This is a genomic window from Kitasatospora sp. NPDC058243, from assembly GCF_042882025.1.
GTDB lineage: Bacteria > Actinomycetota > Actinomycetes > Streptomycetales > Streptomycetaceae > Kitasatospora.
In genome coordinates, this window is sequence record NZ_JBHVWW010000004.1 from 195114 (window position 1) to 210819 (window position 15706).

The 15706-nt window shown below is 72.0% G+C and carries 15 protein-coding genes; 4 read left to right on the plus strand and 11 right to left on the minus strand.

The window, feature by feature from the left end:
• The first annotated feature begins 220 nt into the window (after positions 1-220).
• The gene (locus ACFVX9_RS05140; protein WP_380372880.1) at positions 221-880 is read left to right on the plus strand and encodes a pentapeptide repeat-containing protein; all 660 of its coding nucleotides are present in this window, start codon (positions 221-223) and stop codon (positions 878-880) included.
• A 207-nt stretch (positions 881-1087) separates the two neighbouring features.
• On the plus strand, positions 1088-3163 hold the full coding sequence (locus tag ACFVX9_RS05145; RefSeq protein ID WP_387980420.1) for a phosphocholine-specific phospholipase C: 2076 nt from the start codon (positions 1088-1090) through the stop codon (positions 3161-3163).
• A 202-nt stretch (positions 3164-3365) separates the two neighbouring features.
• Here ACFVX9_RS05145 and ACFVX9_RS05150 read toward each other — a convergent pair whose 3' ends face one another.
• The 10 genes from ACFVX9_RS05150 to ACFVX9_RS05195 all read right to left on the minus strand — a co-directional run bounded on the left by ACFVX9_RS05150 (position 3366) and on the right by ACFVX9_RS05195 (position 10100).
• Positions 3366-3995 (minus strand): multiprotein-bridging factor 1 family protein, encoded by a 630-nt coding sequence (locus ACFVX9_RS05150; RefSeq protein WP_387980422.1) that lies wholly within the window; start codon positions 3993-3995, stop codon positions 3366-3368.
• Positions 3996-4153: 158 nt separating this feature from the next.
• Positions 4154-4666 carry a GNAT family N-acetyltransferase gene (locus ACFVX9_RS05155; RefSeq protein WP_380372890.1) on the minus strand — a complete coding sequence of 171 codons (513 nt, stop codon included), beginning with the start codon at positions 4664-4666 and terminating at the stop codon, positions 4154-4156.
• Positions 4663-5508: a hypothetical protein gene (locus ACFVX9_RS05160; protein WP_380485623.1), complete on the minus strand. Its 846-nt coding sequence runs from the start codon at positions 5506-5508 to the stop codon at positions 4663-4665. The genes ACFVX9_RS05155 and ACFVX9_RS05160 overlap by 4 nt, the downstream gene beginning before the upstream one ends.
• On the minus strand, positions 5472-6041 hold the full coding sequence (locus ACFVX9_RS05165) for a hypothetical protein (RefSeq protein WP_387980425.1): 570 nt from the start codon (positions 6039-6041) through the stop codon (positions 5472-5474). The genes ACFVX9_RS05160 and ACFVX9_RS05165 overlap by 37 nt, the downstream gene beginning before the upstream one ends.
• 83 nt (positions 6042-6124) lie before the next feature.
• Positions 6125-6544 carry a hypothetical protein gene (locus tag ACFVX9_RS05170; RefSeq protein WP_380485627.1) on the minus strand — a complete coding sequence of 140 codons (420 nt, stop codon included), beginning with the start codon at positions 6542-6544 and terminating at the stop codon, positions 6125-6127.
• A gap of 185 nt (positions 6545-6729) precedes the next feature.
• Positions 6730-7578 carry a helix-turn-helix domain-containing protein gene (locus tag ACFVX9_RS05175; protein ID WP_380372899.1) on the minus strand — a complete coding sequence of 283 codons (849 nt, stop codon included), beginning with the start codon at positions 7576-7578 and terminating at the stop codon, positions 6730-6732.
• 26 nt (positions 7579-7604) lie between these two features.
• Positions 7605-8126, minus strand: coding sequence for a DUF6879 family protein (locus ACFVX9_RS05180; protein ID WP_380485629.1), 522 nt, complete (start codon positions 8124-8126; stop codon positions 7605-7607).
• Positions 8050-8364, minus strand: coding sequence for a hypothetical protein (locus tag ACFVX9_RS05185; protein ID WP_380372905.1), 315 nt, complete (start codon positions 8362-8364; stop codon positions 8050-8052). The genes ACFVX9_RS05180 and ACFVX9_RS05185 overlap by 77 nt, the downstream gene beginning before the upstream one ends.
• Positions 8365-8445: 81 nt before the next feature.
• Positions 8446-9000 carry a DUF5753 domain-containing protein gene (locus ACFVX9_RS05190; RefSeq protein ID WP_380485632.1) on the minus strand — a complete coding sequence of 185 codons (555 nt, stop codon included), beginning with the start codon at positions 8998-9000 and terminating at the stop codon, positions 8446-8448.
• Positions 9001-9293: 293 nt separating this feature from the next.
• Positions 9294-10100, minus strand: a complete 807-nt coding sequence (locus ACFVX9_RS05195) for a phosphoribosyl-dephospho-CoA transferase MdcG domain-containing protein (protein ID WP_387980428.1) — start codon at positions 10098-10100, stop codon at positions 9294-9296.
• A 173-nt stretch (positions 10101-10273) separates the two neighbouring features.
• On the opposite strand from ACFVX9_RS05195, the gene ACFVX9_RS05200 reads away from it, so the two are divergent.
• Positions 10274-10507: a hypothetical protein gene (locus ACFVX9_RS05200; RefSeq protein WP_063349281.1), complete on the plus strand. Its 234-nt coding sequence runs from the start codon at positions 10274-10276 to the stop codon at positions 10505-10507.
• Positions 10508-10547: 40 nt separating this feature from the next.
• Here ACFVX9_RS05200 and ACFVX9_RS05205 read toward each other — a convergent pair whose 3' ends face one another.
• Positions 10548-13751, minus strand: a complete 3204-nt coding sequence (locus ACFVX9_RS05205) for a S41 family peptidase (RefSeq protein ID WP_380485636.1) — start codon at positions 13749-13751, stop codon at positions 10548-10550.
• Between the two features lie 235 nt (positions 13752-13986).
• Here ACFVX9_RS05205 and ACFVX9_RS05210 point away from each other — a divergent pair, with 235 nt between their 5' ends.
• Positions 13987-15690 (plus strand): chitinase, encoded by a 1704-nt coding sequence (locus ACFVX9_RS05210; RefSeq protein WP_387980431.1) that lies wholly within the window; start codon positions 13987-13989, stop codon positions 15688-15690.
• Positions 15691-15706: the final 16 nt, after the last annotated feature.

Below are 15706 nucleotides of genomic sequence, written 5' to 3' on the forward strand. Positions count from 1 at the left end.
CTCTCTGCGCCCCTTCTTCTTTTTCTTCTCTTGTCTTTTTTCCCCCGCTTTTCTTTTTTCCTCCCCCCCCCTCCCCCCCCCGGGCCGGGGCGCCGTCGTCCGGAGGCCGTCGCCCTTCGGTGGGTGGTCGTCCGGCGGGTCGTCGTCCCGACCGTTGTCGGTGCCGCGTGCGAGCATGCGGGCGAGACCCGTTCGCCCCCGACCGTGAGGTGCCACCGCCATGCCGCGTTCCGCCCCCGACCAGCTCACCGACCTGCCGTACGCGGACCTGCTCCGCCCCCACGCCGGGCGGCTGCGCAGCGACGAGCGGTACGACACCACGCACTTCGACGGCGGCGAGCACACCGACGAGTCGGCGGCCGGGGCGGCGTTCCTGGAATGCGCCTTCACCGGGGTCGCGCTCAGCGGGGTCAAGCTGCGCCAGGCCCGGTTCAACGAGGTCTGGGTGCAGGCCGGCCGCTGGGTGGCCTGCGACCTGAGCGACACCGAGTGGCAGGACAGCGCCTTCGTCGGCGGCGTGCTGGCCGGGGTCGCCGGATACGGCTCGGCGCTGCGCCGGGTGGTGTTCCGCGGCTGCAAGCTGGAGGCGGTCAACCTGCGGGCGGCCGTGCTGCGGGACGTCGTGTTCGAGGACTGCCTGCTGCGCGACGTGGACTTCGGCGAGGCCAAGCTGACCGAGGTGTCCTTCCCCGGCTCCACGCTGGAGGAGGTCCGACTGCGCGGCGCCACCCTGAAGAAGACCGACCTGCGCGGGGCCGCCCGGCTGGGCCTCGCGGACGGCCACCAGGGGCTGCGCGGCGCGGTCATCAGCTCCACCCAACTGCTGGAGCTGGCACCGCAGTTCGCTCAGGCGCTGGGAATCGAGGTCAAGGACCGCTGACCAGCCGCCCGCTCCGTCCCTCCCCGCCGTTTCCGCCGCCCGTTCAGCCCGGCGTCGCTCGGTGACACCCGGACGAACAGTCCGCCAACCCTGCCGCGCGCATCTGGTGGGCGCCTCCGGCCGGGGTGGAAGATGCTGCGCGATCGATGAGCCCCGACTTGTGTACACAACATCGCCAGATCGCCAGTGAAGGGACGGGCCGGGCTGATGGCCGAGCTGAGTCGTAGGAAGTTCGTCACGCTGTCCGGTGCCGCCGCGGCGGGACTCGCCGTGGCCGGCACCAGCGCCGCAGGGGCCGCCCCCGGCGCACCCGCGGTGGCCTCCACCGCCACGCTCCAGCAGACCGGCACCATCAACGACGTGCAGCACGTGGTGATCCTGATGCAGGAGAACCGCAGCTTCGACCACTACTTCGGCACCCTGCGCGGGGTGCGCGGCTTCGCCGACCGCAGCGCCATCCAGATAGCCGGCGGCTACAGCGTCTTCAACCAGCCCAACGGCCTGCTCAGCCGCCAGTACCCGTGGCAGTTCAGCCAGACCAAGCCGGCCGGCGGCGCCGACCCCGAGCGCCTCGCCCAATGCAACGGCGACCTCAGCCACGGCTGGAGCGATCAGCACAAGGCCTGGAACAGCGGCAAGATGGACTCCTGGGTCGCCGCCAAGGGCAACGTCCGCACCCTCGGCTTCCTCACCCGCCAGGACATCCCGTTCCACTACGCGCTGGCCGAGAACTGGACCATCTGCGACGCCTACCACTGCTCCGTGCTCAGCGCGACCGGCCCCAACCGCACCTACCACTGGTCCGGCCAGATCGACCCGGCCGGCAGCGCCGGCGGCCCCGCGTACGACGGCGGCGACGAGAAGGGCCTGCGCTGGCAGACCTACGCGGAGGCACTGGAGAGCGCCGGCGTCAGCTGGAAGGTCTACCAGAACGCCGCCGACAACTACGGCGACAACGCCCTCGCGTACTTCACCCAGTTCTCCGGCGCCCCGGCCGGCAGCCCGCTGGCCGTCAAGGGCATGGGCTCGGTGCCCAAGGCCACCGGCAGGACCCCGGACGACATCGCCGCCGCGATCAAGGCCGACGTGCTGAACGGCACCCTCCCGCAGGTCTCCTGGATCGTCCCCGACCAGGCCTCCTCCGAACACCCGTACGCCACCCCCGCCGACGGCGCGCACTTCGTCCACCTGGTGATCGACGCGCTGAACGCCGACCCGAACGTCTTCAACTCGTCCGTCCTGTTCATCAACTACGACGAGAACGACGGCTTCTTCGACCACGTCCCGCCGCCGGCCGCCCCGGCCGGCACCCCGGGCGAGTTCTACAACGGCACCAACATCGGCCTCGGCTTCCGCGTCCCGATGATCGCCGTCTCGCCCTGGACCCGCGGCGGCTGGGTCAACTCCGAGACCTTCGACCACACCTCCGTGCTCCGCTTCCTGGAGACCTGGACCGCCGCCCTCGGCACACCCGCGCAATGTCGGAACATCAGCGACTGGCGCCGACGCGTCTGCGGCGACCTGACCAGCGCGTTCGACTTCGCCAACCCGGTCTACGGCCTGCCCGGGCTGCCCGACACCTCGCAGACCATCGGCCTGTCGGCGTGCGGCCCGCTGCCCAACCCGGCCCCGGTCAACAACCAGCTGCCGATCCAGGAGACCGGCACCCGGCCGGCCCGCGCCCTGCCGTACCAGCCGAACGCCAACCTGGACCACCTGGAATTCGGCTCCGGCGGGGTCATGAAGGTCTGGATCGCGATGGACAACGGGGGCACGGCGGCGGCGAAGTCCGCCCACTTCGCCGCCTACGCCAACGCCTACCGCAGCGGCGGCCCCTGGCAGTACACCGTCGACCCGGGCGGCACCACCAGCGACTTCTTCAACTGCGGCACCAACTTCGGCGGCGGCCCCTACGACCTGACGGTCGTCGGCCCCAACCGCTTCCTGCGCCGCTTCAAGGGCGACGCCACCAAGGTCGGCAAGAACGCGGCCGCCACGGCGTCGTACGCGGTCGAGCCGGGCACCGGCAAGCTCGCCGTCTACTTCAAGCTCGCCAACTCCGGTGCGACGCCCATGACCTTCACGATCGCGTCGAACAACTACCGCACGGACGGCCCCTGGACGTACCAGGTCCCCGCCGGCGGCAACGTCACCGATTTCTTCAACGCCGCGGCCTACAACAACGGCTGGTACGACTTCACGGTGACGGTGGACGCCGACAGCACCTGGTCCCAGCGCTTCACCGGCCACCTGGAAACGGGCACCCCCAGCATCACCGGCTGACGCCCCAGGCCCCGCTACCCGCTCCCTCGGGTGGCGGGGCCTCCACCCGCATCTGATCGGTCGTCAACTCGACGCGGAATCGGCGCGGAATAGTATTCCGATCCGCCTGCCGACCTTATGGCCGTCCGGGATCCTGCCTACCGTGAGCCCAAGGCGCAGAAGGTATCGCGCCTGAAGTTCCGGACTATTCCCCGCTCAAGCGTCAGGGCCGCGCGGGGAGGATCGGGGAAACGACCATGGGAACACGTGAACAGCACGGCGCCGGTCGCGCGCCCGGGCTGCGGGCCGCACGGAGGACGTCGATCTCGGCACTGTCCGCGCTCTGCTGCGCCACCGCGCGGTCCAGCGCCTGCTCCGCCGCCGCGTACCGCCCGGCCACGAAGTGGCACCAGCCGAGGTACGCGGTCCCCATGGCGGCCGCACCGATCGCCGGGGCCCGCAGGGCGTACGGCGCGTCCTTGGCCGCCTGGACGGCCATCTCGGTCCGCGCCGCCACCATGGGAGTCACATCCGCGGAGGAGGAGGTGTCCTCCAGCTTCCGCAACTGGACCAGCCCTGACTCCGCCTCGACGATCATCGCCCGGTCCACCAGACCCGGCCTGCGGGCCTGGAAGTCGGCCCGATCAGGATCGGCCGGAATCAGGCCGGACAGCGCGCCTCCCGCCCCCAGCGCCCCATCGATCAACCGGGCCAGCGCCGGATCCGGCATCCGGTCGCCCGACTCGAAACGACTGACGGTCGACTGGGACACGAACACCTTCGCCGCCAGCCTCGGCTGGGACATGCCCGCACGCCGACGCAGCAGCCGCAACGTGCGCCCGAAGGACGTCAAACCCGCCTCCGCTCTTGGCCGTTCACCCGCCTACCAAGTGCCGCCGGAGCCTACCCCCCGACCGGACAACTCGCCACAGCCCCAAGCAGATCGAGGAGCCGGACGCGCCCGGCGTCGGCATCCGGCGGTCACCCTCGCCGGGCAGAGCGGAGGCCCCACTACCCGCCTCGGGTAGTGGGGCCTCGGGTGCGTGATCGGAGGTCGCTCGCTGTTTGGGGCGGCCGGATGGCGTAGGTGGTGAATCCGGCGTGCTCGCCGGTCGGGACGAACCCTGCCTTGAGGAGGACGCGACCGGAGGCCGGGTTGTCCGGATGGTGCTTGGCGTGGATCTCGGGCAGTCCGAGGTGGCCGAAGCCCAGGGCGAGAATCCTGAGGACCGCCTCCGTGGCGTGCCCCTTCCCCCAGGTGTCCGCGCGCAGGATGTAGCCGAGTGCGGCGACGGGGCGGTCCAGGCAGAGCTTGATGATCCCGAGCAGGTCGCCGTCGAAGTCGAGGCCCAGGGTGTAGAGCGTGCGCGGGGATTGAGCGGCGGAGGCCACTGCGTCGCGTGCGGCGCTGCGGGCTTCGGCGGCGTCCATCGGCCCTCGCTGGAGGAACCTGGTCGATTCCGGGCTGTAGATCCGCTGGAGAGCGGTGGCGTCGTTTCGGGTCAGCTCGCGCAGTACGATCACTTGCCCACCGCCTGCACCATGGTGACCAACTCGGCGGCGGTCGGCCGGTCGTCGGGCCCGGCCAGCAGGACGAACCGCAGCCGGGCCTGGAGTGCGGGCCAGGGCATCCGGGAGGACATTGGGACGGCTCTGGCGGCGATGGCCTCGCGAACCACCTCGACCGGCGTGCCCCGGCCGAGTCCGGCGGCCTCGTAGTCCAGCGGCCAGTTGCCCGTGGCACAGGTCCACAGGGTGCCGGCGAGGGCGTAGACGTCGGCGGGCTTTGTCGTGTCGACGGGTTGGGGTCCGGTGATGATCCGGGCGGCCAGTTCGGGGGCGGTGAGGTGGACCATCGTGCCGTCGAAGGTCTTCCATGGAGTGGTGCCGACCTTCCGGGACCAGGCGAAGTCGAGGAGGCGCACGGTTCCGTCATCGCCGTGGACGCCGTGCTGGGGCTGGAGGTCGCCGTGTACCCATCCGTCGGCGTGGAGGACGGCCGCGGCGCGGCACAGCCCGATGGCAGCGGCAAGGGCTTCGTCCCGCCCCCCTTCGCCCTTGCGTACGGGACGGAAGACCTGCCAGGTGGATGGTCCGGCCAGCCATGGGGTGACGAGCCAGATGCCGTCGTCGAACCGGCCGGCGGTCACGGTGTAGCCGGGGAGCTGGTCCAGCACGGAGGCTTCTCGCGCGGTGACCTCGGCGGCCTCGCCGGTGCCGAGCTTGATGCTCGCGCGGCCTCGCGGCCCGGTCGCCTTCCAGACCGACGAGCCCCGCCGGTTGCTGATCTCCTCCAGCTCCAGCGGCCCGCATACGGCCTCCGCGGCCTTCAGCGCTTCGGTGGCCTCGGGAGTGAAATCGCCCATTCTCTTACTGCCTTCCACTCGCAGGGGATGTGTTCGAACACGTCGTGGCCGTCGTCAACGGCCCCGCCCACCGCCGCCGCGAGATCGGGTGTGCTGGTCAGGAGCTTCGGGTCCAGGAGGCGGACGGCCGCGCGCACCGGGAGGAACGAGAACGGGGCCGGCGGGATGTCGTGCCCGGCCCTGCTGGTCTCAGCAGCCCCCTGGACGAACTTGCCGAACATCACGCCGACCGGCCCGTAGAGGTTCTTCAAGGCCCAGTGCGGCCAGGCCAGTAGCTCGCGGTGGTCGGCGTCGGCGCACTGCCCGATCAGCACCACGTTCTCGCAGGTCAGCGCGCCGAATGGTCGGGCCATCAGGGGGCGAATCCACTCGGCAGCCTGTACGCCCGCGTAGAACAGTTCGGCTTCGACGGCGTACCGGCGAGTGTCGCGCGAGATCTCGTAAACGGTCCACCCGGTCATACCGCGCGCTGCGGATGGCCGGAGGAACGGGCAGTACTGCTGCATGGCGGGGAGATAACCGCTCACGTCCACGCCGGCCGGGTGTTCCGTCCGGGCCTCGGTGAGGCGGAGCGCCCCGGCAGTCGGCCGGGACGCTCCGTCGGACGGTGCGGTGATCACCGGGTGGTCGCCGCCGGGGCCAGGTCGTCGCCGTCGCCGGGCGCGGGCGAGCAGTCCCACTCGGCCCAGACCTCGCCCGTCTCGCGGTAGCGGGCCAGGGCCACGGTGTTGACCGTGCCGTCGGCGTCGGTGAACCAGATCTCCGGCAGGGGGCCGTACGCCTCCTCGTACGCGCCCACCCAGGAGATGAAGCCGACGCCCGCGCTCTCGACGTGCGTCAGCTTGCGTCCGCCGTGCCGGACGGCGAATGCCTCGTGCGCGGCCGGATCGCTGAGAAGCTGGTGCCACGCGTTGTCGATGGCGGCGGAGAACATCTCCGCCGCGGCCTGACCCGCGTCGATCCGACGCGCGGCGATCGTGAAGAACTTGCCCAGTTCGTTCAGCTCGGTGATGGACTTGATGGTGGCGGTGCTCACGGCCTCTCCCATCGGGTTGGCTCTGCTCGCCTGGAGCGGGCGAGCAGTGGTGTGGGGTGGTGCGCCGCCCGGCGGGTTTCCACGGAACCGAGGGGGATCGGATTCACCTCGCGCCGGGTGGCGGATTACCAGGTTGGCCGTCAGAGGCTCGGGCGCTCAACGTGCTTGCATCCGTTTGCAGAACTTCAGCCCAGAGAGTCGATCGCCCTGGCGATCAGGGACCGCACTTGTGCGCCGTGCACCGCGAATCCCATGAGCCTGTCGAACGCCTGGACGTAGAGGCCGACTTCGCTGGGCGCGGTGAGCGTCACCTGGGCCGAGAGCAGTTCTACCCCGGCTTCCGCATCGTCGAAGACGTTGAAGGTCTCCACTGGCCACATGGTGCGCTCTGCGGCGAAGGGGATGAGGCCGAACGAGACAGCTGGCAGGGACATCACCGTCAGCAGGTGCTTCAGTTGCTCAGCCATCGTCTCGACCCCGCCGAGGCGGTAGTACAGGACGGATTCCTCCACCAGGATCGCGAAGCGGTGGTGACCGGTGCGGATTACGCGGGATCGGGCCAGGCGGGCCTTCACGGCCTCGGCGACATCGTTGGGCGTGCGCCGGAAGTCGGACACCGTGGCGAGCAGCGCGGTGGCGTACGCCTCGGTCTGCAAGACGCCGGGTATCACGCGGGAGGAATAGGCGCGGAAGTGTCGCGTGCGCTCGTAGAGCGGTACCGCTGATTCCTGCAGCATGCGAAGGCCGGTGCGGGTGAGCCTGCGCCACTCGACATACATGGAGTCCACCGCGCGGTTGGCGGCGATCAGATCCTCGGCTTGGTCGTCCGCCCCGCAGGCTCGGCACCACGCTCGGATGTCCTTGTCGGATGGCGCGGTCTTGGCGTTGATGATGCGGGAGGTCTTCGCGCCGTTCCACCCGCACAGGGTCGCCAGCTCCTGCCCCAGGAGTCCGGCGTCCAGCATGATCTCGCGCAGCCGCGCGGCGACGGCCAGACGGGCCTCTTGGGCACTGGAGGACGGGGAGACGGGCATGAGCTGGCGGTCCTGATGCAGGTGGGTCAGACGGTGTACTTCTCGTGCGGGATGCCGCGCTCCCAGACAGCCTCGAAAGCGACGGCGCAGAGTTTGGCCACTGCAGGGTCGTCGGTGAGCGTGGGACCGGCAGAACCGCCGTCGCCGGTGAAGTGGTTGAAGCGAACCACGGTTTCGTCGAACAGCCAGAAGTCGTTACCGGGCAGGGCGATATCCGACGCCTGACGGCGCGGCAGCCAGCGCACCTGCTCGCCGGCCGCCAGGTTCACGACCGTTCCGGCATGCTCGTACCGGATGTAGTCGGTGACCGGCTCGGAGACGATGCGCCCGCGGCGTACGACCACGCCGCGGGCGACTGCTTCCCGGATCTGCGCAACCCAGCCGGACCACCCTTCGGATTCCGGGTCGGTGTCGACGTGGCCAGTGCGCAGGAACTCCGCGAATTCCTCCACCTCGCCGGCGATCCCGTAGCTATCCCTCAGCTCCAGATGGACCGCCGACCTGCGGGCCTGCCTCAGCATCGCCGAGAAGTCCGGCACGTTCTGCATCGTCGAGCGCCTTCCTGATGATCCCCGCCATGCGCAGCGGGATGCGGGTCACGTTCTCGTGGTCGGGGATACCAGCGGAGTGGCCGGGTACCCACTCCGTGCTGCCGATCTTCGTCAGTAGGGGCCCGCCGGGCTTCCAGCCCTGAAGGACCAACTCCTTCTCCTCGTCGTCCACCCACACCATCGGGCTCTCGTCCTTGCCGGTGTTGGGGTCGATCCCGCCGAACCGTAGGGTCATGGTGCCCTCCCGTGCCAAGTCGGTTGCGCGGTTCTGCACGCCACCGTTTCGCGTGACATGACGGAGCGTCAAGGGCGCGTTTCAGCATGGACGTTCTGGATGCCCGCGGCTCTGCTGCGGCTGTGGAACACAGGTCCGAAGAACGCCGAAAGCCGTGGCCACGGACTCGGCTTGTGGGAGTGCGAGGGCCTGTAGCTGATGGTAGGCCGTGAGGATCGGCGGTACTGCGCCGCTGTCCCGTTCCAGGTGCCCTTGCTGCGCTGATTCGGCGTAGGACATCAGCGATCGGTCCGGAAGGGTGATGATGTTCACCGGGAGGTCGAACGCTCGTTCCTCGCCTATGGCGTACGGAGCCACCTGGAACACCGTGTTGGGCATCCGGGCGAAGGCTGCAAGCTCGTCGGGCTGGGCAGCCATGATGGACTTTCCGCCGACCGGCCGTCGGATGCGGCTCTCATCCAGAACGGCGTGGATCGATGGCGGGGTCTCCCGGCGCAAGTTCGCCTGTCGGCGCGCAAGGTAGGCGACCCGCTCCTCGGCTTGGTCCTGCGTGATGCTGCCTCGGCGGACTGCCCCCGCCGCGATGGCCCGCGCGTAGTCCAACGTCTGAAGCAGCCCCGGCGCGATGCCCCTCATCCGGCGGGCCACCCGGCGGCGACTCGGCCGGGACCGCCGCCGATGACCGCCCCTCCCGCCTGTCCCGCACCGGACTGCTGCGGCCCCGGTCGATCTGCTCAACGACGCCAACGCGGCCGGACGGACGTGGAACTGCCCGAACTGCGCCCGGTGGGGCGTCGCCTGGTCGGCGGGCTACGTGGCGAACCAGCCGTTCGAGGCGATGGCCGGACTCCGCATCCCGGCGGTGTCCCGCCGTAGGCCCCGGGCGGCGTCCCGGCCGCCCAACCGGCCCAACTGATGTGGCGGACAGCTCAGACGAACGGGCCGCGTGGGAACCACGGATCGCGGACCTCCCGGGGCCCGTCCGGTGTCAGCAGGGTGAGGGTGTACGGCGAGGCCGCGTACTCGGCGAGCTGGACCGAGCCGTAGCGGGTCTCCAGTTCGGCCTGCACCGGGACCGGCAGCCTGCTGAGCGCCCGCCGCAGTTGCAGGGCGTCCCGGCGGCTGATCGGGTGCGGGGTGCGCAGGACCAGTCGCAGCGGGCTGAGCGGCCCGGCGACCGGTACGCCGGTGCCCAGTTCGTAGCCGACCGCGCCGATCGGGCCCCAGGACAGCCGGTGGTCCGCGACGATCCGGCCGACCGCCGGCAGCAGGGCCAGCGCCGGGATTCCGGAGACCCGTTCGGGGTCCAGCCGCCCGCACCGCCCGGCCAGCTGCTCGGGGCGCAGCGTCCGGGCGACTGCGGCCCAGGGCGCCAGGGCGTCCAGCCGCTGCCCGGGGCGGGGGCCGCGCACGATCACCGGGATCCACTGTTCGGGCGCGGCCTCCGGGTCCCGGGTGCAGCGTTGCGGGTGCGGGACGTCCGCCGGGGTGCCGACCAGGGAGGGGGCCCGGCCGACCGTCACCCACGGGTGCACCCGCAGCACGGCCCTCGCCCAGTCCGGCAGCTCGCCGCCCGCCAGCGGGTGCAGCGAACTGGGGCACTGCATCAGCAGCAGGTCGTGGGTGCCGGGCAGTCGCCCGTCCAGTGCGGCCAGCGGCCCGACCCGCCGGCGCGGCCCGTCGTGGGGGTCCTCGGCGGTGCGCCGGGTTTGGCGGGCGGAAGGTACGACGGTCACGGTGGGCTCCAGACGGTGGCGTCAGTTCGGCCGACGGCTCCAATCTGCGCCGGGCGCCCGCCTCCGCGCCACGGCCGTTGGGCGCGTTCACCAGGGACCAAAGGCTCAACGTGCGGCTCCGGGTGCCCGGTGTGAGAGTGGGGGAAGCCTGGTATCCGTTCGGAGGAGGAGTCATGGGCATCTTCGACAGGTTCCGCCACAAGGCGCACGAGGCGACCGGGCAGGACGCCGCCGAGCGTGCCGCCATCGCCCACGACGAGGCCGCGGACGCGTACAGCCCGGAGATCGAGCGGGCCCGCGAGACCCAGGAGGCCCGTGAGTCGGAGCGGCGTGCCCGTGCCGTCCAGGAGGAGGCCGACCGGCGCGCGGCCGAGAACATGACGGCCGAGGGCGACCCCTGGGGCTGAAACCCCAGGAGTCTCAGCACCCCAAAACCTCCAGCCCCCGTCACCGCGCCCGCGGCGGCAGCGGCGGGCGCCGCAGGTCCGGCCGGGGGGTGTCCTCCGGCGGGGGCGCCGCGGCGGGCGCGTCCTCCAGCAGGTCCAGCGCGAGCTGGACGGCGGCGACCAGCTCGGGGTGGCGCCCGCGGGCCCAGTCGCGCGGGGTGCGCAGCACGTGCACGTCCGGTTCGACGCCGCGGTTCTCCACCGACCAGCCGAGTCCGCCTTCGAACCAGGAGGCGTTCTTGGGCACCGAGATCCGGGTGCCGTCGCCGAGGGTGTGCCGCCCGGTCATCCCGACGACCCCGCCCCAGGTCCGGTTGCCGACGACGGGGCCGAGGCCGAGCAGTTTGATCGCCGCGATGACCACGTCGCCGTCCGAGCTGGTCGCCTCGTCGGCGAGCGCCACGAGCGGGCCGCGCAGTGCGTGCCGGGGCCAGCGGACCGGCTGGCGGTCCCGGCCGAAGTCCCAGGCGAGGACGTGCCGGGTGAGTTTCTCCAGGACGAGTTCGGAGACGTTGCCGCCGGCGTTGCCGCGCACGTCCAGGACGAGTGCGGGCTTGTCCAGTTCGCGCCGCAGGTCGCGGTTGAACTGCGCCCAGCCGGAGCCGCCGAGGTCCGGGATGTGCAGGTAGCCGCACCGGCCGTCGCTGAACTCCCGGACCAGGAGGCGGCGTTTGGCCACCCAGTCCTGGTAGCGGACGGCCCGTTCGTCGGTCAGCGGGGTGACGGTGATCCGCCGTACCGGGCCGTCGGGGCTGCCGCGCAGGGCCAGTTCGACGGTGGTGCCGCCGGTGCCGGCCAGCAGCGGCAGCGGGCCGCGCACCGGGTCCACCGGGCGGCCGCCGACGGCGAGCAGTTCGTCGCCGTCCCGGACTCCCTGGGCGGCGAGCGGGGCGCGGGCGCGCGGGTCGGAGGTCTCGCCGGGCAGCACCCGTTCGACCAGCCAGCGCCCGTCGGGGGAGCGGTGGGCGTTGGCGCCGAGCAGGCCGAGCGGCTGCTGGCCGAGCGAGGGGCCTTCGGCGCGCCGGGACGGGGTGACGTAGGCGTGCGAGGTGCCGAGTTCGCCGAGGAGTTCGCGCAGCAGGTCGGCGAAGTCGTCGGGTGAGCAGACCCGCTCCAGCAGCGGCTCGTACTGGGCGGTCAGGGCGGGCCAGTCCAGGCCGGACATCCGCTCGTCCCAGAACTGGTCCCGGACGATCCGGGAGGCCTCGTGGTAGGCCTGGCGCCATTCGGCGGCGGGGTGCACGGTGTGGGTGATCCGCCGCAGGTCGACGGTGCTGCCGGCGCCGCCGGTGACCGGGACGATCCGCAGGGTCCCGGCCGAGTAGACCGCGATGGAGCCGCCGTCCCCGGAGACGGCGTAGCCGTCCAGCTTGTCGACCAGGGTGGTGCGGGTGCCCCGGGCGAGGTCGAAGTACTCCAGCGAGGGGCGGCCGGAGGTGTCGTCGGGGCTGGCGAAGGTCTGTCCGAGGGTGCCGGAGATCGGCCAGCGCAGCCAGATCAGGCCGCCGCGCACCGCGTCGGTGGCCGAGTACTTGGAGGCGATCACCGGGAACTGGAGCAGCCGTTCGCCGATGCCCTGCGGGTCGACGAGGACGGTGCCGTCGCCGCCGCCGTTGCCGCGCGGGGCGCCGTCCTCGGCGGGCGCGGCGAACGGGGACGGCGTGTCGGCGGTGAGCGGGACGAGGTAGGGGCGGCAGCCGAGCGGGAAGGAGAGGTCGCCGGTGTGCACGTCGTGGACGGGGTCGAAGCCGCGCCAGGACAGGAAGGCCAGGTAGCGGCCGTCCCGGGTGAACACCGGCTGCTCGTCCTCGAAGCGGCCGTCGGTGACTTCGGTGACCGGCCCGGGCGCTTCGGTGCGGGTGAGCCGGATCCGGCGCAGCGAGCGCCCGGCCACCGGCTGGGACCAGGCGATCCAGTGCGAGTCGGGGGAGAAGCGGGCGCTGGAGACCGGCCCGTAGCCGGAGGCGGCGAGTTCGCGGACGGCGCCGTCGTCGGCGGCGACCAGCAGCAGCCGCCCGTCGGAGGCGGCGACGGCGAGGTGGGCGCCGTCGGGGGAGGCGGTGAGTTCCAGGACGCGGCCGATCCGGTCGGCGGCGAGCACCCGGTGGCGGTGCTTCTCGGTCTCCTCGTGCCCCGGCAGCGGCATCACCTCGATCGCGTCGGCGCCCTCGGCGTCGGTGATCCAGGCGGCCTCGCCGGTGTGTCCGAGGATCACCGGCAGCCGGGTCCGCACCCCGGGGGTGTCGGCGAGCGCGCGGGCCGGGCCGTCCTTGTGGGTGAGCCAGTACTGGCTGCCGCGCACGGTGATCACCCCGGCCCGGCCGCTCTGGTCGCAGGCCAGGTCCTTGACCTGGGCGGCGGCGCCGACCTGGTACGGGCGGCGGCCGGCCCGGGCGCCGCCGAGCGGGACGGCGAGCCGGCGGGGGGCGGGGGCGTCCAGGCCGTCCAGCAGCCAGAGGTCGCCGGCGTGCTGGTAGACGATCCGGGTGCCGTCGGTGGAGGCCTCGCGGGCGTAGTAGGAGGCGTGGTCGGTGTGCCGGCGCAGGTCGGTGCCGTCGGGGCGGCAGGAGTAGACGTTGCCGATGCCCTCGTGGTCGGAGAGGAAGGCGATCCGCCCGGCGACGGGCATGGGTGAGGCGAGGTGGCCGGGGTGGTCGGCGAGGATCTGTTCGCCGTCCGCCCAGAGCCGGCCGGTGGCGCCGCCCCGGTAGCGCTTCCAGGCGGCGGGTTCGTGCGGGGCGGCGCCGGTGAGCAGCACGGTGCGTTCGCGGCTCATCTGGGCGTCGCCGACGGGGCCCCAGGGCATCCGGTGGCCGGGGGAGCCGTCGGGCGGCAGGGCGTGCGCCCAGGTGTAGTGGCCGAACGGCTCGTGGTAGGAGGTGACGGCCAGTACTTCGCCGTCCGGCAGCCAGCCGCGCACCCGGGTGTCCTGGCTGCCCCAGTGGCTGAGCCGTTCGGCCTCGCCGCCCTCGACGGGGGCGGTCCACACCTCGGGGGTCAGGTTCAGCCAGCTGGTCCAGGCGAGGGTGCGGCCGTCGGGGGAGAAGCGGGGGTGGCTGACGCGGGTGCGGTCGCAGCTGACCCGCCAGGCCCTGCCGGTGGCGCCGTCGGCGTCCAGCGGGGCGATCCAGACGTCGTCCTCGGCGGTGAAGGCGAGCAGCCCGCCGTGCAGGTGGGGGTAGCGGAGGTAGCCGGGCGGGGTCACCCCTCCATCCTTCGACGGGGTGTCACCCCCGGCAACCGGGGCGGCCCGTCGGGGCTGCCGGGCGGTCGGTGCGTAGGTCGCGGACCGGTCTGGACCATTGACACCGCAGTGCCGAATCCACTTCAGTGGTCTAGTCCAACTTGGGTGCCAGGCCGGGCCGTTCCCCCCCCACTGGCGCGTGCTCCGGCGTGCCCTCGGACGTCCCCCACGACCGTGCCATCGCAGGAGCCCCCGCATGCGCAGAACCACACCCGCACCCGCCCCCGCCCGCCGGAAGCAGTCCCGCACCCTGCTCGCCGCCGGCACCGCCTCCGCCGTCGCCGCGGCCACCCTGGTCGGCGTCACCCTGGGCCTGGCGCCCGCCGCCTCGGCCGGCGAGTTCCTGGTCAACGGCGGCTTCGAATCCGGCTCGCTCGGCCCCTGGAGCTGCACCGGCAACTCCGGCAGCGTCGTCACCAGCCCGGTGCACGGCGGCGGCTACGCCCTCGCCGCCGCGGCCACCGCGGGCGACACCGCCCAGTGCGGCCAGACCGTCACCGTCGCCCCCAGCACCACCTACACGCTCAGCGCGTACGTCAACGGCTCGTACGTCTACCTGGGCGTCGACGGCGGCGGCCCCAGCACCTGGACCCCCGGTACCGGCGGCGGCTACCAGAAGCTCAGCGTCAGCTTCACCACCGGCGCCACCCAGACCAGCGCCACCGTCTACACCCACGGCTGGTACGGCCAGGGCACCTACTACGCGGACGACGTCTCGCTGGACGGGCCGGGCGCCCCCAGCCCGACGCCGACGCCCACCGGCACCCCGACCGGGACGCCGACGGGAACGCCGACCGGCACCCCGACCGGGACGCCGACCGGGACGCCGACGGGAACGCCGACCGGCACCCCGACCGGGACGCCGACCACCCCGCCGCCGCCCGGCAGCCACGCCCTGGTCGGCTACCTGCACGCCAGCTTCGCCAACGGCGCCGGCTACACCCGGATGGCCGACGTCCCGAACTCCTGGGACTTCATCGACCTCTCCTTCGGCGAGCCCACCTCCGTCACCTCCGGCGACATCCGGTTCAACCGCTGCTCCGTCACCGACTGCCCGACGGTGGAGTCCGACGCCGACTTCAAGGCCGCCATCGCCGCCAAGCGGGCCCAGGGCAAGAAGGTGCTGATCTCGATCGGCGGCCAGAACGGCCAGGTCCAGCTGACCACCACCGCCGCCCGCGACACCTTCGTCAGCTCGGTCTCGGCGATCATCGACAAGTGGGGCCTGGACGGCCTGGACATCGACTTCGAGGGGCACTCGCTCTCCCTCAACACCGGTGACACCGACTTCAAGAACCCGACCAGCCCGGTCATCGTCAACCTGATCTCCGCGCTGAAGACCCTCAAGGCCAAGTACGGTCCGGGCTTCGTGCTGACCATGGCGCCGGAGACCTTCTTCGTCCAACTCGGCTACCAGTACTACGGTTCCGGCCCCTGGGGCGGCCAGGACCCGCGCGCCGGGGCGTACCTGCCGGTCATCTACGCGCTGCGCGACGACCTCACCCTGCTGCACGTCCAGGACTACAACTCCGGCTCCATCATGGGCCTGGACAACCAGTACCACTCGATGGGCGGCGCCGACTTCCACGTCGCGATGACCGACCTGCTGCTCAACGGCTTCCCGGTGGCGGGCAACGCGAACAACGTGTTCCCGCCGCTGCCCGCCTCCAAGGTGGCCATCGGCATGCCGGCCACCACCAACGCGGGCAACGGCTACGTCGCCCCGGCCGAGGTGAACAAGGCCCTGGACTGCCTCACCAGGCTGGCCAACTGCGGTTCGTACGTGCCGCGTTCGGGCGCCCAGCCGAACCTGCGCGGGCTGATGACCTGGTCCGTCAACTGGGACCAGTTCGGCGGCCGGGAGTTCTCCAAGAACTTCGACGGCTACTTCCGCCGCTGAGGTGACGCCGGTGGGA

What these genes read in the sequence shown, in the direction of transcription:
- ACFVX9_RS05210 (WP_387980431.1), top strand. Translation starts at nt 13,987, where the DNA reads ATGCGCAGAACCACACCCGCACCCGCCCCCGCCCGCCGGAAGCAGTCC.
- ACFVX9_RS05190 (WP_380485632.1), bottom strand. Translation starts at nt 9,000, where the DNA reads ATGAGGGGCATCGCGCCGGGGCTGCTTCAGACGTTGGACTACGCGCGG.
- ACFVX9_RS05145 (WP_387980420.1), top strand. Translation starts at nt 1,088, where the DNA reads ATGGCCGAGCTGAGTCGTAGGAAGTTCGTCACGCTGTCCGGTGCCGCC.
- ACFVX9_RS05160 (WP_380485623.1), bottom strand. Translation starts at nt 5,508, where the DNA reads ATGGGCGATTTCACTCCCGAGGCCACCGAAGCGCTGAAGGCCGCGGAG.
- ACFVX9_RS05200 (WP_063349281.1), top strand. Translation starts at nt 10,274, where the DNA reads ATGGGCATCTTCGACAGGTTCCGCCACAAGGCGCACGAGGCGACCGGG.
- ACFVX9_RS05140 (WP_380372880.1), top strand. Translation starts at nt 221, where the DNA reads ATGCCGCGTTCCGCCCCCGACCAGCTCACCGACCTGCCGTACGCGGAC.
- ACFVX9_RS05180 (WP_380485629.1), bottom strand. Translation starts at nt 8,126, where the DNA reads ATGCAGAACGTGCCGGACTTCTCGGCGATGCTGAGGCAGGCCCGCAGG.
- ACFVX9_RS05185 (WP_380372905.1), bottom strand. Translation starts at nt 8,364, where the DNA reads ATGACCCTACGGTTCGGCGGGATCGACCCCAACACCGGCAAGGACGAG.
- ACFVX9_RS05175 (WP_380372899.1), bottom strand. Translation starts at nt 7,578, where the DNA reads ATGCCCGTCTCCCCGTCCTCCAGTGCCCAAGAGGCCCGTCTGGCCGTC.